This is a genomic window from Pseudomonas sp. S4_EA_1b (assembly GCF_016307435.1).
Taxonomy (GTDB): Bacteria; Pseudomonadota; Gammaproteobacteria; order Pseudomonadales; family Pseudomonadaceae; genus Aquipseudomonas; species Aquipseudomonas rhodesiae.
The window spans coordinates 130,353-156,994 of record NZ_JAEILC010000010.1 but is presented as its reverse complement, the minus strand read 5'-3'; the positions used below and the strand labels follow the sequence as shown (position 1 = coordinate 156,994).

23 protein-coding genes and 1 pseudogene are annotated in these 26,642 nt (G+C 61.7%); 11 read left to right on the top strand and 13 right to left on the bottom strand.

Annotated elements, in window-relative coordinates; translation table 11 throughout:
• The first annotated feature begins 197 nt into the window (after positions 1-197).
• Positions 198-2,126, top strand: a complete 1,929-nt coding sequence (locus YA0848_RS03370; protein WP_169903449.1) for a transglycosylase SLT domain-containing protein — start codon at positions 198-200, stop codon at positions 2,124-2,126.
• Positions 2,127-2,257: 131 nt separating this feature from the next.
• Here YA0848_RS03370 and YA0848_RS03365 read toward each other — a convergent pair whose 3' ends face one another.
• Positions 2,258-4,036: an ABC transporter transmembrane domain-containing protein gene (locus tag YA0848_RS03365; protein ID WP_169903448.1), complete on the bottom strand. Its 1,779-nt coding sequence runs from the start codon at positions 4,034-4,036 to the stop codon at positions 2,258-2,260.
• Positions 4,037-4,272: 236 nt separating this feature from the next.
• On the opposite strand from YA0848_RS03365, the gene YA0848_RS03360 reads away from it, so the two are divergent.
• Entirely contained in the window at positions 4,273-4,446 is a 174-nt protein-coding gene (locus YA0848_RS03360; protein ID WP_034096467.1) for a PA1571 family protein, read from the top strand.
• A gap of 58 nt (positions 4,447-4,504) precedes the next feature.
• Here YA0848_RS03360 and pdxB read toward each other — a convergent pair whose 3' ends face one another.
• Entirely contained in the window at positions 4,505-5,647 is a 1,143-nt protein-coding gene (gene pdxB, locus YA0848_RS03355) for a 4-phosphoerythronate dehydrogenase PdxB (RefSeq protein ID WP_047883076.1), read from the bottom strand.
• A 140-nt stretch (positions 5,648-5,787) separates the two neighbouring features.
• Between pdxB and YA0848_RS03350 the strand changes: the two are divergent.
• Positions 5,788-7,183: pseudogene (locus YA0848_RS03350) on the top strand (MATE family efflux transporter).
• Here YA0848_RS03350 and tusA read toward each other — a convergent pair.
• Complete coding sequence (gene tusA, locus YA0848_RS03345; protein ID WP_034096464.1) at positions 7,180-7,425, bottom strand: sulfurtransferase TusA; 246 nt, start codon at positions 7,423-7,425, stop codon at positions 7,180-7,182. The pseudogene YA0848_RS03350 and the gene tusA overlap by 4 nt on opposite strands.
• A 132-nt stretch (positions 7,426-7,557) precedes the next feature.
• On the bottom strand, positions 7,558-8,634 hold the full coding sequence (gene rlmM, locus YA0848_RS03340; RefSeq protein WP_034096463.1) for a 23S rRNA (cytidine(2498)-2'-O)-methyltransferase RlmM: 1,077 nt from the start codon (positions 8,632-8,634) through the stop codon (positions 7,558-7,560).
• A 196-nt stretch (positions 8,635-8,830) separates the two neighbouring features.
• Here rlmM and acnA point away from each other — a divergent pair, with 196 nt between their 5' ends.
• A complete protein-coding gene (gene acnA, locus YA0848_RS03335; protein WP_169903447.1) occupies positions 8,831-11,572 on the top strand; it encodes an aconitate hydratase AcnA in 2,742 nt (913 codons plus the stop codon).
• A 130-nt stretch (positions 11,573-11,702) separates the two neighbouring features.
• On the opposite strand, the gene YA0848_RS03330 is transcribed toward acnA, so the two are convergent.
• Both YA0848_RS03330 and cysK read right to left on the bottom strand, forming a co-directional pair.
• Positions 11,703-12,641 (bottom strand): aspartyl/asparaginyl beta-hydroxylase domain-containing protein, encoded by a 939-nt coding sequence (locus tag YA0848_RS03330; protein ID WP_034096461.1) that lies wholly within the window; start codon positions 12,639-12,641, stop codon positions 11,703-11,705.
• A 127-nt stretch (positions 12,642-12,768) separates the two neighbouring features.
• Positions 12,769-13,743, bottom strand: a complete 975-nt coding sequence (cysK, locus tag YA0848_RS03325) for a cysteine synthase A (RefSeq protein ID WP_034096460.1) — start codon at positions 13,741-13,743, stop codon at positions 12,769-12,771.
• Positions 13,744-13,869: 126 nt separating this feature from the next.
• Here cysK and YA0848_RS03320 point away from each other — a divergent pair, with 126 nt between their 5' ends.
• The 3 genes from YA0848_RS03320 (at position 13,870) to YA0848_RS03310 (ending at position 17,076) form a co-directional block, all read left to right on the top strand.
• On the top strand, positions 13,870-14,946 hold the full coding sequence (locus YA0848_RS03320) for a DUF748 domain-containing protein (RefSeq protein ID WP_034096459.1): 1,077 nt from the start codon (positions 13,870-13,872) through the stop codon (positions 14,944-14,946).
• Positions 14,947-15,052: 106 nt separating this feature from the next.
• Positions 15,053-15,898 (top strand): AAA family ATPase, encoded by an 846-nt coding sequence (locus YA0848_RS03315; RefSeq protein ID WP_034112447.1) that lies wholly within the window; start codon positions 15,053-15,055, stop codon positions 15,896-15,898.
• Positions 15,898-17,076, top strand: a complete 1,179-nt coding sequence (locus YA0848_RS03310; protein ID WP_034096457.1) for a vWA domain-containing protein — start codon at positions 15,898-15,900, stop codon at positions 17,074-17,076. Before YA0848_RS03315 ends, YA0848_RS03310 begins: the two co-directional genes overlap by 1 nt.
• Before the next feature lie 334 nt (positions 17,077-17,410).
• On the opposite strand, the gene YA0848_RS03305 is transcribed toward YA0848_RS03310, so the two are convergent.
• The 3 genes from YA0848_RS03305 to YA0848_RS03295 are packed head-to-tail and all read right to left on the bottom strand — an operon-like array spanning position 17,411 to position 19,784.
• On the bottom strand, positions 17,411-18,343 hold the full coding sequence (locus tag YA0848_RS03305; RefSeq protein WP_047882593.1) for a biotin-dependent carboxyltransferase family protein: 933 nt from the start codon (positions 18,341-18,343) through the stop codon (positions 17,411-17,413).
• Positions 18,340-19,044, bottom strand: coding sequence for a 5-oxoprolinase subunit PxpB (pxpB, locus tag YA0848_RS03300; protein ID WP_169903292.1), 705 nt, complete (start codon positions 19,042-19,044; stop codon positions 18,340-18,342). Before pxpB ends, YA0848_RS03305 begins: the two co-directional genes overlap by 4 nt.
• The gene (locus tag YA0848_RS03295) at positions 19,041-19,784 is read right to left on the bottom strand and encodes a 5-oxoprolinase subunit PxpA (RefSeq protein ID WP_169903293.1); all 744 of its coding nucleotides are present in this window, start codon (positions 19,782-19,784) and stop codon (positions 19,041-19,043) included. The genes pxpB and YA0848_RS03295 overlap by 4 nt, the downstream gene beginning before the upstream one ends.
• A 175-nt stretch (positions 19,785-19,959) precedes the next feature.
• Here YA0848_RS03295 and YA0848_RS03290 point away from each other — a divergent pair, with 175 nt between their 5' ends.
• Positions 19,960-20,874, top strand: coding sequence for a LysR family transcriptional regulator (locus tag YA0848_RS03290; protein ID WP_034112438.1), 915 nt, complete (start codon positions 19,960-19,962; stop codon positions 20,872-20,874).
• 117 nt (positions 20,875-20,991) lie between these two features.
• Here YA0848_RS03290 and YA0848_RS03285 read toward each other — a convergent pair whose 3' ends face one another.
• The 3 genes from YA0848_RS03285 to YA0848_RS03275 are packed head-to-tail and all read right to left on the bottom strand — an operon-like array spanning position 20,992 to position 22,883.
• Positions 20,992-21,534 (bottom strand): DUF2937 family protein, encoded by a 543-nt coding sequence (locus YA0848_RS03285; protein WP_034096452.1) that lies wholly within the window; start codon positions 21,532-21,534, stop codon positions 20,992-20,994.
• An 11-nt stretch (positions 21,535-21,545) separates the two neighbouring features.
• Positions 21,546-22,322: a class II glutamine amidotransferase gene (locus YA0848_RS03280; RefSeq protein WP_034096451.1), complete on the bottom strand. Its 777-nt coding sequence runs from the start codon at positions 22,320-22,322 to the stop codon at positions 21,546-21,548.
• A gap of 30 nt (positions 22,323-22,352) precedes the next feature.
• Positions 22,353-22,883: a hypothetical protein gene (locus YA0848_RS03275; protein WP_034096450.1), complete on the bottom strand. Its 531-nt coding sequence runs from the start codon at positions 22,881-22,883 to the stop codon at positions 22,353-22,355.
• A 24-nt stretch (positions 22,884-22,907) separates the two neighbouring features.
• Here YA0848_RS03275 and YA0848_RS03270 point away from each other — a divergent pair, with 24 nt between their 5' ends.
• Positions 22,908-24,962, top strand: a complete 2,055-nt coding sequence (locus tag YA0848_RS03270; protein WP_047882591.1) for a S9 family peptidase — start codon at positions 22,908-22,910, stop codon at positions 24,960-24,962.
• A 66-nt stretch (positions 24,963-25,028) separates the two neighbouring features.
• Entirely contained in the window at positions 25,029-25,502 is a 474-nt protein-coding gene (locus YA0848_RS03265) for a cyclic nucleotide-binding domain-containing protein (RefSeq protein WP_034096785.1), read from the top strand.
• Here YA0848_RS03265 and YA0848_RS03260 read toward each other — a convergent pair.
• A complete protein-coding gene (locus YA0848_RS03260) occupies positions 25,499-25,777 on the bottom strand; it encodes a hypothetical protein (protein ID WP_047882590.1) in 279 nt (92 codons plus the stop codon). The genes YA0848_RS03265 and YA0848_RS03260 overlap by 4 nt on opposite strands.
• 78 nt (positions 25,778-25,855) lie before the next feature.
• Here YA0848_RS03260 and YA0848_RS03255 point away from each other — a divergent pair, with 78 nt between their 5' ends.
• Complete coding sequence (locus YA0848_RS03255; RefSeq protein ID WP_047882589.1) at positions 25,856-26,542, top strand: spermidine synthase; 687 nt, start codon at positions 25,856-25,858, stop codon at positions 26,540-26,542.
• The last annotated feature ends 100 nt before the right edge of the window (positions 26,543-26,642 follow it).

The window sequence follows — 26,642 nt, the reverse complement described above, 5'->3', positions numbered from 1 at the left end:
TGGGCGCGCATTCTACCTGAGTTGAGGGTGGGATGCGGCTGGCATTTTCGTTGTTGACACGTTCTGTAGGACATTTGCAGCGAACTTGCAGGAACCATCCTGCAAAGCTTTCACGGGCCGCTGGCAAAAGGCTAAGCTAGGGGCAATCAGCGTCGGCGGTGCCGGTGCTAGTCGTGATTTCTCTGCACGGATGTCTCATGCGCAGTCGCCTTTTCAACTTTTTATCCTGTCTGCTTCTTTCCGCCACCGCCGTTCAATCCGCCCAGGCTGTGGACCTCACCACTCAACGTCAATATTACGATGAGGCCAAGCGCGCCCTGGTCAAGGGCGATACCGGCCCGTACATGCAATACAGCCAGGCCCTGGCCGATTATCCACTGACGCCATACCTGGCCTACGACGAGCTGACCGCACGCCTGAAGAGCGCCAGCAACGAAGAAATCGAACAATTCCTCGCCAAAAACGGCGACCTGCCCCAGGCCAACTGGATGAAGCTGCGCTGGTTGCGCTGGCTGGCCGAGCGTGGTGACTGGCAGACCTTTGAAAAGTACTACGACCCCAAGCTCAATTTCGTCGAGCTGGACTGCCTGCACGGCCAATACCAACTCACTCACAACCTGAAAGCCGAAGGCTACAAAACCGCCGAAAAACTCTGGATGACCGGCAAATCCCAACCGGCCGCCTGTGATGTGACTTTTGGCCAGTGGGCCGCCGACGGCCAACTCACCGAACAGAAAATCTGGGACCGCGCCAAGCTCGCCGCCGAAGCGCGCAATTACGCGCTGGCCAACAGCCTGGTAAAAACCCTGCCGGCCCTGGGCGCCCAAGGCCGTTTGATGGTGGACGTAGCGCAGAAGCCCGACATGCTCAGTGATCCGTCGCGCTTCCTGCCGGCCACCGAGGCGATGTCCGACGCCGTGGGCTTGGGCCTGCGTCGCCTGGCCCGTCAGGACCCGGACAAGGCCATGGCGCTGCTCGATGGCTATGCCAGTAGCATGCACTTCTCCCGTGACGAAAAAGTCGCGATCGCCCGCGAAATAGGCCTGACCCTGGCCAAACGCTTCGACCCGCGCGCCCTTGAGGTGATGACCAAATACGACCCGGAACTGCGCGACAATACGGTCTCCGAATGGCGCCTGCGCCTACTGTTGCGCCTGGCGCGCTGGGAAGATGCCTACCAGCTGACCCGCAAACTCCCGCAGGACCTGGCCACCAGCAACCGCTGGCGCTACTGGCAGGCCCGCAGCCTGGAATTGGCCGAGCCGAAAAACCCGCAGGCGTTGGTGCTGTACAAAAACCTCGCCCAGGAACGGGACTTTTATGGCTTCCTGGCCGCCGACCGTTCCAAAGCGCCTTATCAGTTGAAAAACAAGCCGCTGCTGATGAGCCAGGCGCTGGTCAACAAGGTGCGCAATACGCCTGGCGTGCGCCGTGCCCTGGAGTTCTACGCGCGCGGGCAAATCGTCGACGGCCGCCGCGAGTGGTATCACGTCAGCCGTCACTTCAACCGTGACGAGATGGTCGCCCAAGCCAAACTGGCCTACGACATGAAATGGTACTTCCCGGCCATCCGCACCATCAGCCAAGCCCAGTACTGGGATGACTTGGATATTCGTTTCCCGATGGCCCACCGCGACACACTGGTGCGCGAAGCCAAGGTACGCGGGCTGCATTCAAGCTGGGTGTTCGCTATTACCCGCCAGGAAAGCGCCTTTATGGACGACGCCCGTTCCGGCGTCGGTGCCAGCGGCCTGATGCAACTGATGCCCGGCACCGCCAAGGACACCGCGCGCAAATTCAGCATCCCACTGGCCTCCCCGTCTCAAGTACTGGACCCGGACAAAAACATCCAACTGGGCGCCGCTTACCTGAGCCAAGTGCACAGCCAGTTCAACGGCAACCGCGTGCTCGCCTCCGCCGCCTACAACGCCGGCCCCGGCCGCGTACGCCAGTGGCTGCGCGGGGCCGACCACTTGAGTTTCGACGTGTGGGTGGAGAGCATCCCGTTCGACGAAACCCGACAATACGTACAGAACGTGCTGTCTTATTCGGTGATCTACGGGCAGAAGCTCAACTCGCCACAGCCATTGGTGGATTGGCATGAGCGGTATTTTGACGATCAGTGAAGGCTGAAGCAGCAACCCGCTCAAGCGTGAAGATAAATGCCCGTATTGGAAGATACGGGCATTTTTTATGGAGCGTGGAATCCAGTAGCTCCCCTCCTGTGGAATGGGAGCTGATCACCGCTAACAATCGCCTAGCTGGCCGATTCTTCCCCATCGCTGAACTGCAACGCCGCCAACCGCGCATACAGCGGGTTGCTTGCAATCAACTGTTGATGAGTGCCCACCGCCATCAGTTTTCCTTGATCCATCACGGCAATTCGATCGGCGTTCTTCACAGTGGCCAGCCGGTGGGCGATGACCAGGGTGGTGCGCCCTTGCATAAGTTGCGGCAGGGCCTGTTGGATCAGGTGTTCGCTCTGGGCATCGAGGGCGCTGGTGGCCTCGTCCAGCAGCAGGATCGGCGCGTCCACCAACAGCGCGCGGGCGATGGCCAGGCGTTGGCGTTGGCCGCCGGAGAGGCCCTGCCCCCCATCACCGAGGTGCGTCTGGTAACCGTCGGGCATTTGCAGAATGAAGTCGTGGGCGTGGGCAATGCGCGCGGCGGCTTCGACCTGCTCGCGTGTGGCATTCGGGTTGCCGTAGCGGATGTTCTCTTCGACGCTGCCGAAAAACAGCGCGGGGCTCTGGGACACCAGGGCGAAGTGGCGGCGCAAGTCCATGGGGTCGAGGGCGGTCAGCGGCTGGCCTTCGAGCAGGATGCGGCCTTGCTGGGGATCGTAGAAGCGCAACAATAGATCGAAAATCGTCGACTTGCCCGCGCCGGACGGCCCGACCAGTGCCAAGGTCTCGCCAGGATTGATCGTCAGCGTCAGGCCATCGATGGCGTAGCTGTCCGGCCGCGACGGGTAGGAAAAACGCAGGTCTTGCAGTTCCATGCGGCCGCTGACCCGCTCGGGCAGTGGCACGCTGCCAGCAGCTGGTGCTTGGATCTGGTTGGTCGACTGCAACAACTCGGCGATGCGCTCCGCCGCACCGGCGGCGCGCTGCAGTTCGCCGAGCACCTCGCTCAGCGTGCCGACGGCGCTGCCGACGATCAGGCTGTAGAACACGAATGCCGCCAGCTCACCACCGGAAATGCGCCCGTTGATCACGTCCATGCCGCCCACCCACAGCATCACCCCCACCGCGCCGAGCACCAGCATGATCACCAGGGTAATCAGCCAGGCTCGCTGGGCGATGCGTTTACGCGCAGTACTGAACGCCTGTTCGACGGTGACGGCAAAGCGCTGCTCGTCCTGCACTTGATGGTTGTAGGCCTGCACGGTCTTGATCTGGCCAAGGGTCTCGGCCACATAGCTGCCCACATCGGCAATGCGGTCCTGGCTCTGGCGCGACAAACTGCGCACCCGACGGCCGAAGATCAGAATCGGCGCCAGCACCAGCGGCAGCGCAACCACCACGATGCTGGTGAGTTTGGGGTTGGTGACAAACAGCAGCACGATGCCGCCGATCACCATCAACCCATTGCGCAGGAACAGCGACAGCGATGAACCGATCACCGACTGCAATAGGGTGGTGTCGGTGGTCAGGCGCGACTGGATTTCCGAGCTGCGGTTGTTTTCATAGAACCCAGGGTGCAGATAGATCAAGTGGTTGAACACCTGCCGCCGGATATCCGCCACCACCCGCTCGCCGATCCACGACACCAGGTAAAAGCGCGCAAAGGTGCCGACCGCCAGGCCCAGCACCAACACCATAAACAGGCCGATGGATTGGTTGAGCAGGTGCGGCGACTGGGTCATGAAGCCCTGATCCACCAGCAGGCGAATGCCCTGCCCCATGGACAAGGTGATGCCGGCGGTGACGATCAGCGCCACCAGGGCACCCAACGCCTGCCAGCGATAGGGCGCGATGAAGCGGCTGGCCAGGCGAATCGCACGGCGTTGACGGACTGAGAGCATGGAAGGCATCACCGGTAAGGAATCTGTAGTTCAACATTGGGGGAACTTGGGCAAATAACAATGAGTCCAGTTAATTATGCCCGTCGATGCTGGCCACTAGAGGCTATCGGTCTAACGCCCGGCTGGAAATCGTTGGCGGTTTCTGTTGGAGTAGGTGTTCGAACCGGTGATCTTGTAAGGAGTTGTAATAGCTCGGTCACGCGGGGGATTTAGAGTAGGTACACAACCTGATGAGGAGACAGGCCATGACCTTGCAACACAGCAGCGATGCCAAAATCGAAGTAATCCGCCAGCCGCAGCAGCTGCCGTGCTGGTATGTCGATGCCGATGGCAACGATGTGCAGATTACCGAAGAGATGATCCAGCAAGCCTGCAGCGCGCTGGAACAGCGACTGGTCAAGCCTGCCAAGCAAGGCTGAAGCGCCCACGCTCTTTCAAACCCGGCCCCGGTGGCCGGGTTTTTTATGCACGGCGTTCCTACAGGGCTTCGGCACCGAGGGCAGTGACCAACTTGGCCAGCGCCGCCGACTCCCCGTTGATCCGCACTTTCAAACCCTCGATCTCGCGGCGCTCCGGGTAGTGCTTGCGCAGCAGGTCAAAGGCCAGACGTTGCTCTTGCACGGTGCCGACCAGGCTACGGCGAAAATCCGCATCGTCACGGCGCGGGTCGTAAACGCTGCGGCACAGCGTCGCCAGCGCCCAGGCCGGGTCCGTGGCGGCGTTCAAATGCACTTCGGCCAACCACGGCGGCGGCAGCAGATCACTCAGCTGGATACTCGGCACCTGCCCCAGATAGGTACAAAACGCTTGATAGATCTGCGCCGTACCGCGCTGTTTGCCGTCCAGGCTGTAACCGGCGATATGCGGCGTGGCCAGCACGCATAGATCGGCCAGTGCCACATCGACCTCAGGCTCGCCCTCCCACACATCGAGCACGGCTTGCAGATCTTCACGTTCCAGCAGCACCTCGCGCAGCGCGGCGTTATCCACCACCGGACCGCGGCTGGCATTGATCAGCCACGCGCCGTGCTTGAGCTGGTTGAGGCGCTGACGGTCGAACAAGTGCCAGGTAGCGGCATTGCCGGACTTGATCAACGGCGTGTGCAGGCTGATCACGTCGCACTGCTCGATGATCTGCCCGAGGCTGACGTAATCACCGTCTTCGGCAATCTGGCGCGGCGGGTCGCACACCAGCACGTTCCAGCCCAGGCCCTTGAGCACCTGAACCAACCGCCCGCCCACTTCACCGGCGCCAACCACGCCATAGGTGCGCCGGGTGAGGTCCACCCCTTCGATCTCGGCCAGGGTCTGCAGGCTACCCAGCACATAGTCCACCACGCCGCGGGCGTTGCAACCGGGGGCGCTGGCCCACTGGATACCGGCCTGCTTGAAGTAATCCAGGTCCAAATGGTCGGTGCCGATGGTGCAGGTGCCGACAAAACGCACCGACGAGCCCTCAAGCAAGGCGCGGTTGACGTTGGTCACCGAGCGCACCAACAGCACGTCGGCCTGCTCGACGGTCGCACGGTCGATGGAACGGCCCGGCACTCGGCGAATCTCGCCGAACCCTTGGAAAAACGCGTCGAGCAGCGGGATATTTTCGTCGGCAACAATCAGCATGGCAGGCTCCTTTGGCGGACAGGCAGTGTACAGGGATCGCGGGCCTCGCTTACAAATCCCTAACACAGCTTTTTTCCTGACCATTGCGTCAAGGCGTAGAATCCGCCGTCCTTGCGCACCTTTCGACTGGACACCCGTACGTGAACACTGCCACCGCCCCCCTCACCCGCCCCCGCCCGCATCAGCCGGGAGGTGCGCGATCTGTTGACGCTCGCGCTGCCGATCATGATCGGCCAACTGGCGACCACCGCCATGAGCTTTGTCGACGCGGTGATGGCCGGACGCGTCAGCCCCCAGGATCTGGCGGCGGTGGGCCTGGGTAATTCGATCTGGATTCCGGTGTACCTGCTGATGACCGGCACACTGCTGGCCACCACGCCGAAAGTCGCCCAGCGTTACGGCGCCGGTCAGTTCAGCGAGATCGGGCCGTTGGTCCGTCAGTCATTGTGGTTGGCGGTGGTCGTCGGGGCCATCGGCGCATTATTGCTGCTGTGCGCCGAACCGATTTTGCATGCCATGAAGGTGGAACCCGACCTGATCGCGCCGTCCATGGGTTACCTGCACGGCATCGCCGCGGGCATGCCGGCGGTGGCGTTGTATTACGTGTTGCGCTGTTTCAGCGACGGCCTGGGCCGCACCCGGCCAAGCATGGTTATGGGCCTGATCGGCCTGGCGCTGAATATTCCGCTGAACTACATCTTCATCTACGGCCATTTTGGCGTGCCGGCCATGGGCGGCGTAGGTTGCGGCTGGGCCACGGCCATTGCGATGTGGGTGATGATGCTCGGCCTGGCCGGCTGGACGCGCTGGGGCGCCGCCTACCAGAGCAGCGAGTTGTTCAAACGCTTCGATTGGCCGCAATGGGCAGTGATCAAACGCGTGCTGGGCATTGGCCTGCCGATTGGCGTGGCGATCTTTGCCGAATCGAGCATCTTCGCGGTAATCGCCCTGCTGCTCGGCAGCCTGGGCGCCACGGTGGTGTCGGGGCATCAGATCGCGCTGAACGTCAGTTCCCTGGTGTTTATGATCCCCTACTCCCTGAGCATGGCGGTCACCGTGCGCGTCGGCCAGGCCCTGGGGCGTGGCGAGCCGCGTGAAGCGCGCTTCGCCGCCGGGGTCGGCATGGGCACGGCGCTGGCGTATGCGTGCCTGTCCTGCAGTTTGATGCTGCTGTTTCGCGAACAGATCGCAAGCATTTACACCCCGGACCCGGTGGTAATCCATCTGGCGTCTACCTTGATTGTGTTCTCGGCGCTGTTCCAGTTCTCAGACTCGATCCAAGTTACCGCCGCCGGTGCGCTGCGCGGCTACCAAGATACGCGGGTGACCATGGTGCTGACCCTGTTTGCCTATTGGGGCGTGGGATTGCCGGTGGGCTATGCCCTGGGGCTGACCCACTGGCTCGGCGAACCCAGCGGCCCGAGCGGCTTGTGGCAAGGGTTGATCGTGGGTCTGAGCTGCGCGGCGGGGATGTTGCTGATACGCCTGGCGCGTAGCGCGCGCCGGCGCATTCGGGCCGACAAGGCACGGGGTTAATCGGCTTTTTTGCGAATCCAGTACAGGTAGGTGCCGGCCTGCTCCTGCTGCTCCACCAGTTCGTGGTCCAGAAACACACAGAACTTGGGGATATCGCGACGGGTCGACGGGTCGGTCGCAATCACCTTGAGCAAGCCGCCTGCCGGCAAGTCGCGGATGTGCTGGTGCAGCATCATCACCGGTTCCGGGCAGTTGAGGCCGGTGGCGTCGAGGGTGGCGTCGACGGGCAATTCAAGACTCATATTTCACTCCTAAAACCAGCTCGATTTCCTGTGGGAGCGAGCTTGCTCGCGAAGACGCGGGCACATTCAACATAAATTTCGACAGTTATACCGCTTTCGCGGGCCAGCCCGCTCCCACATTTGGGCGGTGGATCAGCGGGCCTTGGGTTTCTTTACGCTTTCCAGCCGACGCAGGTGGCAGGTCACTTCTTCACGGTCGTGGTACAGCTGCTTACAGCCGATTTCCACACGAACGCCACGCGCCTTGAAGCCTTCCTCGATGCGCTCCAGCAAGCGCTTGACCTCGGCATAGCGCTGTTTCATCGGCAACTTGAGGTTGACCACCGCTTCGCGGCAATGCCCTTCGCCGATCCAGGTTTCCAACAGCGCCGCATTACGCGCGGGTTTCTCGACGATGTCGCAGACCATCCAGTCCACCGGCTGCTTGGGCACGAAAGTGAAACCGTCGGCCATCAGATGCTGCACCAGGCCGGTGTCCATCAAGCTCTCGGCCATGGGGCCGTTGTCGATGGCGGTCACCAGCATGCCACGGTTGACCAACTGCCAGGTCCAGCCACCCGGCGCGGCGCCAAGGTCGACGCCGGTCATGTCGCCGTGCAGGCGCTCGTCCCACTGGTCGCGGGGGATAAAGTGGTGCCAAGCCTCTTCCAGCTTCAAGGTTGAGCGGCTGGGGGCTTCGCGGGGGAATTTCAAACGGGGGATACCCATGGGCCACATTGCCGAGTTGTTCGACTCGGCCAGGCCCATAAACACTTCGCGGCCGCTCTTGAAGGTCAACAGCAGGCGCGGTTTGCTCGGGTCATCCACCAGCCGGCCGGCATTGAGCAGGGCTTTGCGCAGGTGTACTTCGAATTTCTTGCAGAAGTTCGACAGCTCTTTGCCATCATTGGTGTCGACCATTTCCAGCCACAGGCTGCCGCACACCGGAAATTCGCGCAGGTGGGCAAGGATCACGCTGATGCGGTCGGTTTCCGGCAAGTCGATAAATACCCCACGCGCCCATTGCCGCGGGAAGATCAGCTCGGCAAAGCGCTGGCCGTGCATCAAGCGCTGGGCGCCGTCTTCTTCGGTGCAGACAAATTCGGCGCAGGCGCTGCCGGTCTTGGCCTTGGCGTAGCCGGACACGTTCAGGCGCGCGGCGTGTTCCGCGATCTCGGAACAGACTTCGCCTTCAAACCCTGGGCGGCAGTGCATAAAAAGGGTGTTCATCAACTCTCCTGGCGACTCGACGGACCTTGCGCTATCGCAATGTCTGTCATGAAAACGCGCGCATGATAGCCGAGTTCGGAACCTTGGACTTCACCATAGAGTCCAGTTATTAGCCTGCTAATCAAAACAGGGCTAACGTGATAGCTCTGTTCGTCCCGTCAGGTCCGTGGCCGTGCGGACCATAAGGAGTCGTGTCATGTCATCGCTTGATAGCCTGAGAACCCTTAAGACCCTTGAAATAGACAGCAAGACCTACCACTACTTCAGCCTGCCGGAAGCCGCCAAGAGCCTGGGTGACTTGGATAAGCTGCCGATGTCGCTCAAAGTGCTGCTGGAGAACCTGCTGCGCTGGGAAGACAACAAAACGGTCACCGGCGCCGACCTCAAGGCCATCGCCGCCTGGCTCAAAGAGCGCCAGTCCGACCGCGAGATCCAGTACCGCCCCGCCCGCGTGCTGATGCAAGACTTTACCGGCGTACCCGCCGTGGTCGACCTGGCCGCCATGCGCGCCGCCGTGGCCAAGGCCGGTGGCGACCCGCAGCGCATCAACCCGCTCTCTCCCGTCGATTTGGTGATCGACCATTCGGTGATGGTCGACAAGTTCGGCAATGCCGACGCCTTCGAGCAGAACGTCGACATCGAAATGCAGCGCAACGGCGAACGCTATGCCTTCCTGCGTTGGGGCCAGAGCGCCTTCGACAACTTCAGCGTGGTGCCGCCGGGCACCGGCATTTGCCACCAGGTCAACCTCGAATACCTGGGCCGCACGGTCTGGACCAAAGACGAAGACGGCCGCACTTATGCGTTCCCCGACACCCTGGTGGGCACCGACTCCCACACCACCATGATCAACGGCCTGGGCGTGCTCGGCTGGGGCGTGGGTGGTATCGAAGCAGAGGCGGCGATGCTCGGCCAGCCGGTGTCGATGCTGATCCCCGAAGTGATCGGCTTCAAGCTCACCGGCAAACTCAAGGAAGGCATCACCGCCACCGACCTGGTGCTGACGGTGACTCAGATGCTGCGCAAGAAAGGCGTGGTGGGTAAGTTCGTCGAGTTCTATGGCGACGGCCTGGCCGACCTGCCCCTGGCGGACCGCGCCACCATCGCCAACATGGCCCCGGAATACGGCGCCACTTGCGGCTTTTTCCCGGTCGATGAAGTGACCCTGGACTACCTGCGCCTCTCGGGCCGTCCGACAGAAACCGTCAAACTGGTCGAGGCGTACACCAAGGCCCAAGGCCTGTGGCGTCACGCGGGCCAGGAGCCGGTGTTCACCGACAGCCTGGCCCTGGACATGGGCAGCGTCGAAGCCAGCCTGGCCGGGCCGAAGCGTCCCCAGGACCGGGTGGCGCTGCCGAATGTCGGCCAGGCATTCAGCGACTTTCTCGACCTGCAGTTCAAACCCACCAATAAAGAAGAAGGTCGCCTGGAAAGCGAAGGCGGCGGCGGTGTCGCCGTAGGCAATGCCGACCTGGTGGGTGAAGCCGATTACGACTTCGACGGTCAGACCTATCGCCTGAAAAACGGCGCCGTGGTGATCGCCGCGATCACCTCCTGCACCAATACCTCCAACCCCAGCGTGATGATGGCCGCCGGCCTGGTGGCCAAGAAGGCCGTGGAAAAAGGCCTGACGCGCAAACCCTGGGTGAAAAGCTCCCTGGCGCCCGGCTCCAAAGTGGTCACCGACTACTACAAGGCCGCGGGGCTCACGCAATACTTGGACAAGCTCGGTTTCGATCTGGTGGGTTATGGCTGCACCACCTGCATCGGTAACTCCGGGCCCTTGCCCGAGCCGATCGAAAAAGCCATCCAGAAAGCCGACCTCACCGTGGCATCGGTTTTGTCCGGCAACCGCAACTTCGAAGGCCGCGTGCATCCGCTGGTGAAAACCAACTGGCTGGCATCGCCGCCCCTGGTAGTGGCCTACGCCCTGGCGGGCACCGTGCGCATCGATATCAGCAGCGAGCCGTTGGGTAACGACCAGCAGGGCAACCCGGTATACCTCAAGGACATTTGGCCCAGCAGCCAGGAAATCGCCGACGCCGTGGCCCAGGTCAGCACTGGCATGTTCCACAAGGAGTACGCCGAAGTGTTTGCCGGGGATGAGCAATGGCAGGCCATTGAGGTGCCACAAGCCGCCACCTATGTGTGGCAGAAAGACTCGACCTACATCCAGCACCCGCCGTTCTTCGACGACATTGCCGGGCCGCTGCCGGTCATCAAGGACGTCAAAGGTGCGAACGTGCTGGCGTTGTTGGGGGATTCGGTGACAACCGACCACATCTCCCCCGCCGGTAATATCAAGGTCGACAGCCCAGCCGGCCGCTACCTGCGCGAACAGGGCGTGGAACCGCGCGACTTCAACTCCTACGGCTCACGTCGGGGCAACCATGAAGTGATGATGCGCGGCACCTTTGCCAATATCCGCATCCGCAACGAAATGCTCGGCGGCGAGGAAGGTGGCAATACGCTGTATATCCCCACTGGCGAGAAGATGGCGATCTACGACGCCGCGATGAAATACCAGGCTACAGGCACGCCGCTGGTGGTGATCGCCGGGCAGGAATACGGCACCGGCTCCAGCCGCGATTGGGCAGCCAAGGGCACCAATCTGCTGGGGGTCAAAGCGGTGATTGCCGAGAGTTTCGAGCGCATCCACCGCTCCAACCTGGTGGGTATGGGCGTGTTGCCGTTGCAGTTCAAGCTGGATCAGAACCGCAAGGCGCTCAAACTCACCGGTAAGGAGAAGATCGATATCCTGGGGCTGAGCGACGTGGAGATCGTGCCACGTATGAACCTGACGCTGGTGATTACCCGGGAGGATGGCGGCACGGAGAAGGTCGAGGTGCTGTGCCGGATCGATACCTTGAATGAAGTGGAGTACTTCAAGTCGGGGGGAATTCTGCACTATGTGCTGCGGCAGCTGATTGCCTCTTAAGAACACAGGAGATCAAATGTGGAGGGGGCTTGCCCCCGATGGCGGTATGTCAGTCAAAACATCCATGACTGATCCACCGTTATCGGGAGCAAGCCCCCTCCCACATTTTGACCGCGTTTAACGCTTCAGATCAGCCGAACAACCACTTCCACAGCAGTACCAACACCACTACCGCCAGCACCGGCCGCGCAATGCGGTAAGCCTTCGGATGCTTGCGCTTCCACTGTTTGACCACACCGCTGAACTTGTCGCTGAAGGTCTTGCTCCAGGCATACGCCTGGTTGATCCCACCCACGCGCTCGTCGTCGAGGTTCTGCGGTGCGGTGGCGCGGCCCAGCTGTTTGCTGACCCAACGGTTGACGCGGGTCATCAGGCGGTTACTCAGCGGACGCTCGATGTCGCAGAACAGGATCACGCGGGTCTGCTCGGTCTCGTTCTTGACCCAATGCACATAGGTTTCGTCGAACATCACGTCTTCACCGTCGCGCCAGGCGTACACCTGGCCGTCGACGAAGATGCGGCAGTCGTCGGAATTGGGCGTGGACAAGCCCAAGTGATAGCGCAGGGAACCGGCGAACGGGTCGCGGTGCGGGTTGAGGTGGCTGCCGCCCGGCAATAGCGCGAACATCGCGCCCTTGACGTTGGGGATGCTACTCACCAGCGCCACGGTCTTCGGGCACAGCGCCTCGGCCGACGGCAGGGGCTTGTCGTACCACTTTAGGTAGAAACGCTTCCAGCCCTTTTTGAAGAACGAACCGAAACCGGCGTCGTTGTTCTTTTCGGCGGCGCGGATGTAACCCTCGTCGAACAGGTGCATGGCCTCTTCGCGGATCACTTCCCAGTTGTCCTTGAGCACATCCAGCTCCGGGAATTTGCTGCGGTCCAGGTACGGCTTGGACGGCACCGCCGAAAACAGGTACATCAAGGCGTTATACGGGGCGAACAGCGCCGAATGGTTGACGAACTGGCGCAACATCGGCAAACGCGCCTTGCCGCGCAGGTGCACGTACAGCGTGCTGCCGATAAACAACAGCAGCACCGACAGTTTGGCGGTCAGAGAAAAGGTCATGCAGCAACTCCTGGAAATAAGCGTCTGGCCGACAGCACCCCGTTGGAGGGGTGCCAGACGTAGCAGCCGGCCATGATAAACAGTTGCGCCATTATGCAGAAGGCCCGCACCGACCAGCTGACCTGCATCAAGCCTGGTTTTCCTGCTCAGTGAACAGATCGCTGAACAGCATGCTCGACAGGTAACGCTCACCGGAATCCGGCAGCACCACCACGATAGTCTTGCCCTGCATCTCCGGTTTCTGTGCCAGGCGCACCGCCACCGCCATCGCGGCGCCGCAGGAAATCCCGCACAAGATCCCCTCTTCCTGCATCAAACGCAGAGCCATGGCCTTGGATTCCTCGTCGCTCACCAGTTCCACGCGGTCGACCATCGACAGGTCGAGGTTCTTCGGCACGAACCCGGCGCCGATCCCCTGGATCTTGTGCGGGCTGGGCTTGACCTCTTCACCGGCCAGGGTCTGGGTGATCACCGGCGAACCGATCGGCTCGACCGCCACCGACAGAATCGGCTTGCCTTGGATATTTTTGATATAGCGCGACACGCCGGTGATGGTGCCACCAGTGCCCACGCCCGCCACCAGCACATCCACGGCGCCATCGGTGTCGTTCCAGATTTCCGGGCCGGTGGTTTTTTCGTGAATAGCCGGGTTGGCCGGGTTTTCGAACTGGGCCGGCATAAAGTACTGGGCCGGGTCGCTGGCGACGATCTCGCCGGCCTTCTCGATAGCGCCTTTCATGCCTTTGGCCGGCTCGGTCAGTACCAGCTCGGCGCCGAGGGCCTTGAGCACCTTGCGCCGTTCCAGGCTCATGGAGGCCGGCATGGTCAGCAGCAACTTGTAGCCACGGGCGGCGGCGACGAACGCCAGGCCGATGCCGGTGTTGCCGGAGGTGGGTTCGACGATGGTCATGCCCGGCTTGAGTTTGCCGCTGCTTTCGGCGTCCCAGATCATGTTTGCACCGATGCGGCACTTCACCGAGTAACCGGGGTTGCGCCCTTCGATCTTGGCCAGAATGGTCACGCCACGCGGGGCGATGCGGTTGATCTGAACCAGGGGCGTGTTACCGATGGAGTGCGCGTTATCTGCAAAAATGCGGCTCATGGCGGGTCCTATTGGGCGATGTGCGAAAGGCTTCAAGGGTATGCCGGGTCGTACTAGGCGTCCAGTCGGAGGAACGTTGAGGCCGGCGCGACAGTCCATCTGCTTACGAGCAAGGAGAACTGCCCCATGAAACGTCGCTACAGTTGGCCGCTATGGACCGTCGCCGGGTTGGTGGTGGTGCTGATCGCCCTGAACATCGCCCTGCCCTACCTGGTGCGCAATTACCTGAATGACAAACTGGCCAATATGGGCGACTACCGCGGCGAAATCGCCGACGTGGACTTGGCCCTGTGGCGCGGCGCCTATCGCATCAACGGCTTGCAGATCGTTAAGGTGGACGGCAAGGTGCCGGTGCCGTTCGTCAAGGCGCCACTGATCGAGTTCGCGGTGAGCTGGCATTCGCTGTGGTACGACCATGCGGTCGTCGCCGAAGGCCACTTTGTGCGGCCGGAAATCAATTTTGTCGACGGCGGCGCCAACAAGCAGGCGTCCCAGACCGGTAAGGGCACCGACTGGCGCGAGCAACTGGGCAAGTTGCTGCCGATCACCCTCAACGAGGTGCGCATCGAAGACGGCAAGATCGCGTTCCATAACTTCAATTCCAAACCGGCGGTGAACATCAACGCCACCGGCGTCAATGCCAGCTTCTATAACCTGACCAATGTGGTCGACACCGAAGGCAGGCGCGATGCGCGCTTCGATGGTAAAGCACTGCTGCTGGGCCAGGCCCCGCTAGAAGCCAGTGCCACCTTCGACCCCTTGAGCAATTTCGAAGACTTTGAATTCCGCTTCCGCGCCCGCGACTTGCAGCTCAAGCGCATGAACGACTTTGCCTCGGCCTACGGCAAGTTCGATTTCAAGGCCGGCACTGGCGATCTGGTCATTGAGGCCCAGGCTGAAAAGGGCCAACTGAGCGGCTACATCAAGCCGTTGCTGCGGGATGTGGAAGTGTTCGACTGGCAGCAGGACGTGGAAAACAAAGACAAGAACATCTTCCGCTCAATCTGGGAGGCCGTGGTGGGCGCCAGCGAGACCGTGCTGAAGAACCAACGCAAAAACCAGTTCGCCACCCGCGTTGAACTGAGCGGCAGCGTGCATCAGCAAGATGTCAGCGCGTTCTGGGCCGTGGTGGCGATTTTGCGCAACGGCTTTATTCAGGCGTTCAACGCGCGCTATGAACAACCCAAGCCGAGCGCCGACTGAGCGCGCAGAGTGACCGGCCATTCAGAGACTGAATAACCCGTCTGCGTTCACAGTCGCCGGGGCCGCGCGGTATAGTCCGGGCATTGATGAATTCGAGGAAACACCGATGAAGTTCGAAGGCACCCAGGCCTACGTTGCCACCGATGACCTGAAACTGGCCGTCAACGCTGCCATCACCCTGGAGCGTCCGCTACTGGTCAAGGGCGAGCCGGGCACGGGCAAGACCATGCTCGCCGAGCAACTGGCCGAATCCTTCGGCGCCAAGCTGATTACCTGGCACATCAAGTCCACCACCAAGGCCCACCAAGGCCTGTACGAGTACGACGCGGTCAGCCGCCTGCGCGACTCGCAGTTGGGCGTGGACAAGGTGCACGACGTGCGCAACTACCTGAAGAAAGGCAAGCTCTGGGAAGCCTTCGAGTCCGATGAGCGCGTGATTCTGCTGATCGATGAAATCGACAAGGCCGACATCGAGTTCCCCAACGACCTGCTGCAAGAACTCGACAAGATGGAGTTCTACGTCTACGAAATCGACGAGACCATCAAGGCCAAAAAACGCCCGATCATCATCATTACCTCCAACAATGAAAAAGAGCTGCCGGACGCGTTCCTGCGCCGCTGCTTCTTCCACTACATCGCCTTTCCGGATCGCACCACCCTGCAAAAGATCGTCGATGTGCACTACCCCGACATCAAGAAAGACCTGGTCAGCGAAGCGCTGGACGTGTTCTTCGACGTGCGCAAAGTCCCCGGCCTGAAGAAAAAACCCTCCACTTCCGAACTGGTGGACTGGCTCAAGCTGCTGATGGCCGACAATATCGGCGAGGCGGTGCTGCGCGAGCGCGATCCGACCAAGGCCATTCCGCCATTGGCCGGCGCCCTGGTGAAGAACGAGCAGGACGTGCAGTTGCTGGAGCGCCTGGCGTTCATGAGCCGTCGCGGTAATCGCTGATGTTGCTCAACCTGTTCAATGAAATGCGCGCAGCCAAGGTGCCGGTGTCGGTACGTGAACTGCTCGACCTGATCAACGCGCTCAAACAACGCGTGACCTTCGCCGACATGGACGAGTTTTACTACTTGGCCCGGGCGATCCTGGTCAAGGACGAGCGGCATTTCGACAAGTTCGACCGGGCCTTCGGCGCGTATTTCAACGGCCTGGAAAAACTCGATGATCACCTACAGGCGCTGATCCCCGAAGACTGGCTGCGCAAGGAATTCGAGCGTTCGCTCAGCGATGAAGAGCGTGCGCAGATCCAGTCCCTGGGCGGCCTCGACAAGCTGATCGAGGAATTCAAGAAGCGCCTGGAAGAACAGAAAGAACGCCACGCGGGCGGCAACAAGTGGATCGGCACCGGCGGCACCAGCCCGTTCGGTTCCGGCGGTTATAACCCGGAAGGCATTCGCGTCGGCGACGCCGGCAAGCGCCAGGGCAAGGCCGTCAAAGTCTGGGACCAGCGCGAATACAAAAACCTCGACGACCAGGTGGAACTGGGCACGCGCAACATCAAAGTGGCCCTGCGCCGCCTGCGCAAATTCGCGCGCCAAGGGGCGGCGGAAGAGTTGGATATCGACGGCACCATCGACCACACCGCCCGCGATGCCGGCTTGCTGAACATTCAGATGCGCCCGGAACGGCGCAACACCATCAAGCTGCTATTGCTGTTCGATATCGGCGGCTCGATGGATGCCCATGTGAAGATCTGCGAAGAACTGTTCTCCGCGTGCAAGACCGAGTTCAAGCACTTGGAGTACTTCTACTTCCATAACTTCGTGTACGAGTCGGTGTGGAAAAACAACCAGCGCCGCACCTCGGAGCGCACCTCCACCCAAGACTTACTGCACAAGTACGGTGCCGACTACAAAGTGATTTTTATCGGCGACGCTTCGATGGCGCCGTACGAAATCACCCAGGCCGGCGGCAGCGTCGAGCACTGGAACGAAGAGCCCGGGTATGTGTGGATGCAGCGCTTCATGGCCAAGTACAAGAAGCTGATCTGGATAAACCCATACCCCAAGGACACTTGGGGGTTTACGGCCTCCACCGGGATTGTGCGGGAGTTGGTGGAAGACCAGATGTACCCGCTGACGCTGCGCGGGCTGGAAGAAGGCATGCGCTACCTGTCCAAATAACACCAGATCCAATGTGGAGGCTTGCCCCCTGGTGCAATCTGCCTGCCCCTCTGTCACTGACGCGCCGTCATCGGGGGCAAGCCCCCTCCCACAATTTGGAAGCGGCGCAATTGCTTTCTCCAAGTAATACCGACATCCAATGTGGGTGGGGCTTGCCCCCTTTAGCAGTCTGCCTGCCCATCTGTCACTGACGCGCCGTCATCGGGGGCAAGCCCCCTCCCACTGTTTGGAAGCGGCGCAGATACTTTCTCCAATTAATACAGACATCCAGTGTGGAAGGGGGCTTGCCCCCGATTCCGGTGGTGCAGTCACTGACGAATTGACTGACCTAACTCTATCGGGAGCAAGCCCGTCCCGCCGTTTGGAAGCGGCGCAAATACTCGATGTGCTGCCGATGCGCCGTTTCCTGCACCACCGGCGCCAATCGCACTTTCTGCCCCGGCAGACATTGCGCCAGCCTGGCCAAGGCCAAGGGTGTCAGCGCGCCCAACCGTGGATAGCCGCCGATAGTCTGGCGATCATTGAGCAGTACGATCGGCTGCCCATCCGGCGGCACTTGGATCGCCCCCAGCGGAATCCCTTCGGAGATCAACGACGGCCCCTGATACTGCAATGGCGTGCCCAGCAGGCGCATGCCCATGCGGTCGGCACGGCTGTCCAAGGCCCAGTCGGTGTTGAACGCATCGAACAGGCTCTGGCCGCTGAACTGGCCGATCTGCGCGCCGACAATCACGTCCAGTGAGCCGCCGGTTGGCAACGCCGGCTGACTCAACTCCTGCAGGGCACCGCCGGTTCCGGAATAGCTCAACCGACCGCCTGCGGCCAGTGCGTTGCCCAAGCCATCCACACCTCCGAGTGCTTCACGAACCACCGTCGCGCAACTGCCCAGCACCGCCGGTGCATCAAACCCGCCCGGCGCCGCCAGGTACGCCCGCGCACCGTCGATTGGCTGGGTAAAGCGCAGGCGCTGGCCCTTTTGCAGGACAAAACTGCGCCCAGGGCTGATGGCGCGCTCGTCGATATGCGCACCCAGGTCTGCACCGGCCAGAGCCAGCAGGCAATAGTCCTCGGCCTTTACGGTGAAGCCGCCGAGGGTAATTTCCACCACCGCAGCGTTCAGCGCATTGCCCAGCAGCCAATTGGCCCAGGCCATCGACACCCAATCCAGCGCGCCGCCCTGGGTGACGCCCAAGTGGCGCACGCCAAAACGCCCGGCGTCCTGCAACAGGCACAGCGGGGTGCTGGCCTCGATCGATAAGCGGCTCATGGCTGCGCCTCCAGCGGCGTGTCATCGCCACCCAAGCGGATGAATTCGGCGTGATCCACCGCCTGGAAACGCACCGTGTCGCCGGGCTGCATCAGGCTGTAGCCGCCGCGCTCGCGGTCGAAGAGTTTGGCCGGGGTGCGGCCGATCAGGTTCCAGCCGCCCGGCGACACCACCGGGTAGGCAGCGGTCTGCCGCTCGGCGATCCCAACACTGCCGGCCGCCACGCGTTTGCGCGGGGTGCTTAGGCGCGGAGTGGCGAGGGCTTCATCCACCAAGCCCATAAAAGCGAATCCGGGAGCAAAACCAAGGGCGAACACCTGGTATTCGTGGGCGCTGTGGCGGCGGATTACCTCGTCCACCGTCAAGCCGCTACGCTGGCTGAGCACGCTCAGTTCCGGGCCGACCCGCAGGTCGTACCACACCGGCAAAACATGGCACTGGCCGCTGCCCTGGGCCTGGGGTTGCAGGTCGGCGAGGGCTTGATCGATGCGGTGCCGCGCCTCGGCCGGGCTCAACGCGGTGAGCTCGTAATGCACCATCAAGGTGGTATAGGACGGCACCAGATCCACCAACGCCGTGCCGAAAGCGCTGCGCAATTGTTGGGTAGCGGCGAGCATCCACGGCATATTGGCTTCGGCGATCACGTCGAACAGACGCACCATCAGACAATCGATGGCCACCACTTCAATGCGTGGCTTCATGCTGACGTCAACGCCGCGCGGATACGTTGCACGGCGGCGATGGAACTGGCGTTGTCGCCATGGACGCACAAGGTATTGGCCTGCAACACCAGGGCGCTGCCATCGCTGGCGTTGAGCGGCTCGCCGCGAGCAATAGTCAGGGCTTGCTGGAGCACGGTGTCAGCGTCGTGATGCACTGCGCCCGGCAGTTGGCGCGATACCAGGTGGCCGTGGCTATCGTAAGCACGGTCGGCGAACGCTTCGAACCACAAGGTCAGGCCGTATTCGTCGCCCATCGCCTGGGCTGCGCTGTTATCACAGGTGGCCAGCAGCATCAACGGCAAGCTGGCATCGTAGGCCGCAATGGCCTGCATCACCGCGCGCAGTTGCGCGGGTTTGGCCATCATGTCGTTGTACAACGCACCGTGGGGTTTGACGTAGCTGACGCGGGCGCCCTGGGCACGGCAAACGCCATCGAGAGCGCCGATCTGGTAGTGCAACAGGTCCTGGATTTCTTCAGGGCTGTAAGCCATCGAGCGGCGACCGAACCCTTGGAGGTCCTGGTACGCCGGATGCGCACCGATTTGCACGCCATGCTTGAGCGCCAGGCTGACAGTCTTGCGCATGATGCTCGGGTCGCCGGCATGAAAGCCGCAGGCCACGTTGGCGCAATCGATGAACGGCATGACCTCGGCATCCAGGCCCATGGTCCAGTTGCCAAAGCTTTCGCCGATATCACAATTCAGTAGCAGGCGGCTCACGGTGGTCGCTCCTGTAGGCTTTGTTTTTTTGTAGTGTGGGATTTTTACCGTCGGACACGCAACTTGTCCTGACACCCCCACGCCGCTTATCGTGGAACGACTCGATTTTTGGCGCTCGCCCCGTGCGGCGTCCAACTAATAAAAACCGATCCAAGCATAAGAAAAAGTTGATCCCATGAATTTGAAGTTCCTCGAAACCTTCGTTTGGGTCGCCAGGCTCAAGAGCTTTCGCCTGACCGCCGAAAAGCTCTTTACCACCCAGGCGTCGATCTCCAGCCGCATCGCCGTGCTGGAAAGCGAACTGGGGGTGAAGCTGTTCCTGCGCGATTCCCGGGGGGTGAGCCTGACCCCGGAAGGCGTCAAGGTGCTCGACTATGCCGAGCAGATGATGGTGACCCTGCAAGGTTTGAAACAATCCCTGGAGACCACCAGCAGCAAGGTCGGACGGATTCGGATCGGCGCCATGGACACAGTGATCCACACCTGGCTCAGCCCGTTGGTGGCGGAATTGATGGACCATTTCCCGCTGGTGGAAATCGAATTGGTCGCCGATACCGCGCTGAACCTCAGCGATCAGCTGCAAAAAGGCTTTCTCGATCTGATCCTGCAAACCGACCTGCTGCGCCTGGAAACCGTGCGCAGCCTGGAACTGGGCAGCCACCCGATGGCCTGGATCGTCGCCAGCCAATCGATCTATAACCGTGACTATGCCTCCCTTGCCGACCTGGCCCAGGAACGCATCATCACTTATTCGAAAAATTCCCACCCGCACCAGGACGTGATCCGCCTGATGCAAGCCAATGGCGTTGCTGCGCCGCGTATGAACTGCGTGAACTCAGTGTCGGCGATCACCCGGCTGCTGCGCGACGGTTTCGGGATTGGCGCGCTGCCGCCGGTGCTGGTCGGCGAAGAACTGGCCCGCGGCGAACTGCTGATGCTGCCCATGGAACAACGTTTGCCGAACCTGCAAGTGGTGGTGTCGTGGCGCGTGGGCGTGGAGTTGGCGGAGGAGATCGTGGGGTTGTGCCAGAAAGTAGTGGCCCGGTATGCCGAGGAAGTCGGCGAAGAGCGGATGGTGCTGGCAACTTAATAAACCGGATATGAATGTGGGAGCGGGCTTGCCCGCGATAGCGTCAGTGACAGTTCGGCTGACTGATCCACTGCTATCGGGGGGCAAGCCCCCTCCCACACTTGATCGAGTTGGGCGTTAGAGCCCCTTGAGGTCCCGCTCTTCAATCGGCCGGCTCTGGCGCAGGCGCTTGCCGCCGAGCACGATCCAGTCGATCAAGCGGTACAGGCATTCCAGGCCGAACGACAACAGCATCGCCCCACCCAGGCCCCAGCCCATGGCTTCGGGGGTCAGCAGGATCTGGTAGCTGTAGCCGTTCCAGGTTTCCTGGCGGATATCCGGGTCCGCGGCCACCGCCACTTGCAGCGCGCGGATATACCAGGGGCCCTGCATGGCCTGGAATTGCTTGTCCAACGCCACTTGGCGATCGAGCAAAGCGCCCAGGCTGCTGGCATCGCTCTGGAACACCGGGTCATCGCTGGCACGGTAATGCTCGACCAGGGCGTGCATGTCCCCCTTGAAGAACTGCTGCGCCGTGGTTTCGAAGCCACGCAGGCTGGTCTGGGCCTCGATCAGGTGGGCTTCGACGCGCTTAGCGTAATCGCTGATAAACCCCGGCACTTGCACACCGACCAACAGGCCAATGGCAAACAGCACCAACCGCAGATAGCTGAGCAACATAGTCGATGTCCTTACTCGGTAATGCCCTGGCTGACGCATTCTCCGCGTCGCCATAGGCTCCATTGACCCGGTTCGTAGCGGGTCCAGTTTTCGTTGTCGGTCAGGGGTTCGGTGGCAATCACCGTGACCACGTCGTTGGGCGTGGTTTCGGCCTGAAAATCGACGATCACGTCGACATCTTTCAAGCGCGCCGGACCGAACGGTGCACGCCGGGTGATCTGGGCCAGTTTGGTCGAGCAATAGCAGAACAGCCAGTCGCCATCGCTGAGCAGGCAGTTGAAGACGCCTTTGCTGCGGTACTCGGCGCAGGCGGCGATCAGGTCCGGCAGCATTTGCTCGATGTCCACCGGCTCGGGGAAGGCTTCGCGCACGCGGTTGAGCAGATCGCAGAACGCCGCTTCGCTGTCGGTATCGCCCACCGGCCGGTAGAACGTGGCGCGTGGGGCGAAGTCCGCCAGTTGGCCGTTATGGGCAAAACACCAGTTGCGCCCCCACAGCTCGCGCACGAACGGGTGGGTATTGGCCAGGCTCACCTTGCCGACATTGGCCTGGCGGATATGGCCAATCACCACTTCGCTTTTGATGGGATAACGCTGCACCAGCAGGGCGACTTCCGATTCGCTGCTCGCGGCCGGGTCCTGAAACAAACGCAGGCCACGGCCTTCGTAGAACGCGATACCCCAACCGTCGCGGTGCGGCCCGGTGCGCCCACCGCGCTGCATCAGCCCGGTAAAGCTGAACACGATATCGGTGGGGACGTTGGCACTCATGCCCAATAATTCACACATGCCAGGGCTCTCGCTGCAGGGCTTACAACGTTAAAGACGCGGTTCGACTCGCATACCGCTGACGGGCGCCGGGCGCCGGAAAGGTTCGTCATCGTCCTGGTCTTCGGCGGCCAGGGCGGCGTCGGTGGCGGCCTTGCGCTCGCGGCGCGCCTTGGCGGCACGCTCGATGGGCCAGCGGATCAGCACGAACACCAGGTACACGCCGAACGCGATCATCGTGTACATGAACAAATCGGAGATGGCACGCCAGGCGTTGTTGCCGACCTTGAGCACCAGGTCCATTGCCGTAATGGCCACGGCCGGCGCGAACTGGGTCTTGACCGGATCGACGATGGTCGGGCTGAACAACAGCACCGCCATCAGCAGTTGCAGCGGCTCGCGCAGCCAGCGCCAGATCCAGCGGGTCAGGCGCCACCACACCAACAGGCAGCCCAAAGCGGCGAAGGCGTAAAGGCCCCAAGCGGTCAGATAGTCGTTCTCGGTCATGGTGTCCATGGCAAGGTTGGCAAACAGGCGGCTATCATAACGGCTTTTGCGTGTCACGGCTGCAATGCCCGCCACCTTCCGCCAGACAGAGAGTGATCCATGCCGTCATCGACCCACATCACTGCCGCCCCGATTGCCCGCAAGGCCCCCGGCCAGGACCCGTACGCCTGGCTGCAAGAGCGTGACAGCGCCGAAGTGCTCGATTACCTCAAAGCCGAAAACGCCTGGCAGGAAGCCCAGCTCGCCGATCAAGCGGCCCTGCGCGAAAGCCTGTTCGACGAGATCAAGGGGCGCATCCTCGAAACCGACCTGTCCCTGCCCTCCCCCTGGGGCCCGTACCTGTATTACACGCGCACCACCGCCGGTGACGAATATGCGCGCCACTACCGCTGCCGTCGCCCCGCCGACGACAGCAACCAAGTGGATGAAGGCAGCGAAGAACTGCTGCTGGACCCGAACGTGCTGGCCAACGGCGGGTTCTTCTCCCTTGGCGCGTTCAGCATCAGCCCCGACCATCAGCGCCTGGCCTACAGCCTCGATACCAGTGGCGATGAGATCTACACCCTGTTCGTGAAGGAATTGGCCACCGACAAAGTCAGCGAACTGGAATTCGATCACTGCGACGGCAGCATGACCTGGGCCAACGACAGCCTGACCCTGTTCTTCGGCGAATTGGACGACACCCACCGCCCGCACAAGCTGTATCGCTATCGCCTGGATGGCACGGCGGCGCAGGAAGTGTTCCACGAGCCTGACGGACGGTTCTTCCTGCATTGCTACCGCTCAAGCTCCGAACGCCAGTTGCTGCTGGCGCTGGGCAGCAAGACCACCAGCGAAATCTGGGCGCTGGACGCCAACCAGCCGCACCTGGACTTCACCTGCGTGGCGCCACGGGTGGAGGATCACGAATACGATGTGGACCACGGCCAGCTCGATGGCCAGTGGACCTGGTTTATCCGCAGCAACCGCGACGGCATCAACTACGCGCTGTTCGTCGCCGCCGACACCGGCGAGGTGCCCACCGAAGCCGATTGGCACAACCTGATCCCGCACCGCGACGACGTGATGCTCGACGGCGTGAGCCTGAACGCCCGCGCCATGACCCTGAGCCTGCGCATCGGCGGCCTGCCGGTGATCGAAGTGCATCCCCAGGACCTGGCGGCCTACCGTGTGGAGTTGCCCGACGCCGCGTACAGCCTCTACGTACAAAACAGCCTGGAATTCCCCAGCGACCGCATCCGTCTGCGCTACGAAGCACTGAACCGTCCGGCCCAAGTGCGGCAGTTGGAGCTGGCAAGTGGCGCGCAACAGGTGCTCAAGGAAACCCCGGTACTCGGCGTGTTCAATGCCGACGACTATGTGAGCCAGCGCCTGTGGGCCACGTCGGCCGATGGCACCCAGGTGCCGATCAGCCTGGTGGTCAAGCGCGATCAGGTGGGCAAGCCGACACCGTTGTACCTGTATGGCTACGGTGCCTACGGTTCGAGCCTGGACCCTTGGTTCTCCCATGCGCGCCTGAGCCTGTTGGACCGGGGCGTCGCGTTTGCCATTGCGCATGTGCGCGGCGGTGGCGAGTTGGGCGAGGCCTGGTATCGCAACGGCAAGCAGGAACACAAGCAGAACACTTTCAGCGACTTTATCGCCTGCGCCGAACACTTGATCGCCCAGGGCCTGACCACGTCCAAGCAACTGGTCATCAGCGGCGGCAGTGCCGGCGGTTTGTTGATCGGCGCGGTACTCAACCAACGTCCCGAGCTGTTCCAGGCGGCGATTGCCGAAGTGCCGTTCGTGGATGTGCTGAACACCATGCTCGACCCGGAACTGCCGCTGACCGTCACCGAATACGACGAATGGGGCAACCCAGAAGACCCGGATGTCTACGCACGCATCAAAGCCTACGCGCCGTACGAAAACGTCCGCGCCCAGGCTTACCCGGCCATGCTGGTGATTGCCGGCTACAACGACAGTCGCGTGCAGTACTGGGAAGCGGCCAAGTGGGTGGCCAAGCTGCGCGACACCAAGACCGACGACAACCTGCTATTGCTCAAGACCGAACTGGGCGCCGGTCACGGTGGAATGAGCGGTCGCTATCAGGGATTACGTGACGTAGCGCTCGAATATGCATTTGTGTTCAAGGCGCTCGGGTTGATTTAGGAACTTAGTGCGGCGGTTCGGTCTGAACACAGGACCGCCCCTGTTTTGATGGACCCAATTGCTGCCATGCCACCACCGACACAACTCAATAATGAAATCCGCGACATGCTGATGGACTGCGGATTGTTCGATCCTTTGTTGCCGGAAGATTTTCATATCGCTGCCGGCTACTTCAACATCAGCAGCATTGCCCAAGGCGAGGTGATCTTTCTCGAAGGCGATGCGGGCACCTTCATGTGCATCCTCCACAGCGGCCAAGTGGCGGTGCAGAAGGCTCATCACGACGGCCAACCCGTGACCATCGCCACCCTGCGCAGCGGCCGGGCCTTTGGCGAGATGGCGGTGCTCGACGGCGAGCGACGCTCGGCCAGTTGCGTGGCCGCCAGTGCTTGCGTGCTATTGAACCTGGGCAAAGACTCCCTGGAGAAAATGCTCAACGAAGCGCCACGGGTCGCTGCCAAGATTATCCGCGCGATTGCGATTGCCTTGTCCAAGCGCCTGCGCATGGCTGACGGGCAACTGCTATCGCAGCAATTCTAGCCGCCGGGTGTCTTCGGTTTACTGTCGTTCTGCTGCAAGCCGGGCACTGTCTGGTCTTTTGGCGGTGCGGGCAAGACGATGGGCGCCAGGGGCGGCGAACCGTTGCTCTTGGGTACCACCGGCGGGGTGACCTGGGGATACAGGGTGGGCGTTGGCGTACCCGGTGCGCCGGGAGTTGGCGTGGGGGCGACCGGTACGGTTTGCAACTCCTGAGCCTGCGCCGCACCCAATGCGAGCGCGCTCAACACAATGACCGTTAGAATGCTGCACTTCATCGATGGCTCCATGGCCTGACCGGAATGTCGTAAGGCTACTCCCAACCGCGCAAGAATGCCCTTCCCAATGAGATTTCCATGAAACGTTTCGTTCTGCTGGACACCACCCCAATCCCTGACAACGGCGGTGCCTTGTGCCTGTTCGAATACGGCGAGGATTTTGTCATCAAGATCCAGGGCGGCGACGGTGGCCAGTTGATGAACACGCGCATGCACGGTTCCGAAGACGCGCTGGCCGAGATCCCCTGCCGCAAAGTCGCCGGTCGCCCGAACTCGCGGGTGTTGATCGGCGGTCTGGGCATGGGCTTCACCCTGGCCTCGGCTCTCAAGCATTTGGGCAAAAATGCCGAAGTGGTGGTGGCCGAACTGGTGCCTGGGGTCGTGGAATGGAACCGTGGACCGCTGGGGGAAAAATCCGGCCGGCCATTGCTGGACCCACGCACGGTGATCCGCGAGGAAGACGTGGCCAAGGTGCTGCAGGCCGAGCCCCAAGGGTTTGACGCGATCATGCTCGACGTCGACAACGGCCCGGAAGGTTTGACGCAAAAGGCCAATAGCTGGCTGTACTCCGCCGGTGGCCTGGCCGCCTGCGCCAAAGCGCTGCGCCCCAAGGGGGTGCTGGCGGTGTGGTCGGCCAGTGCCGATAAACTGTTCAGCGATAAACTGCGCAAGGCCGGCTTCAAGGCCGAAGAGGTGCAGGTGTTCGCCCATGGCAACAAAGGCACGCGGCATACCATCTGGATTGCGGAAAAGCTCAAGGGCTGAATCCGTTGAAGATCCCATGTGGAAGGGGGCTCGGCCCCGATAGCGGTCTATCGGTGCCAGGTGCAGTGACTGCCCTCAAGCAGCTAGAATCAACCCTATC